At 30.0% G+C, this 233-nt stretch carries 1 protein-coding gene; it reads right to left on the bottom strand.

From position 1 onward, the window contains the following. A partial coding sequence (locus tag AACQ14_RS23995; RefSeq protein ID WP_339366060.1) for an aminotransferase class V-fold PLP-dependent enzyme occupies window positions 1-233 on the bottom strand: 233 nt, incomplete at both ends.

Below are 233 nucleotides of genomic sequence, written 5' to 3'. Positions count from 1 at the left end.
TTCCTTCAATTCTTCAATACACTTATCCAATTCTTCTATTGTATTATTAATACAAAAACTGAATCTTATTGTAGATAGAGCTTCTTCATTATTAAGCCCTATTCCTTGCAAAGGTCCTAATTTAGAAGGTTTATTAGATGAACATGCTGAACCTGTAGATACAAATATATCTTTCTCTTCAAGGCTATGGAGTAACACTTCACCTCTAACTCTATTAAACCTTATACTTAAAA

It is taken from the genome of Vallitalea maricola (assembly GCF_036985595.1).
Taxonomy (GTDB): Bacteria; Bacillota; Clostridia; order Lachnospirales; family Vallitaleaceae; genus Vallitalea; species Vallitalea maricola.
The sequence above is the reverse complement of the archived record's forward strand: the minus strand, read 5'-3'. Positions and strand labels throughout refer to the sequence as shown.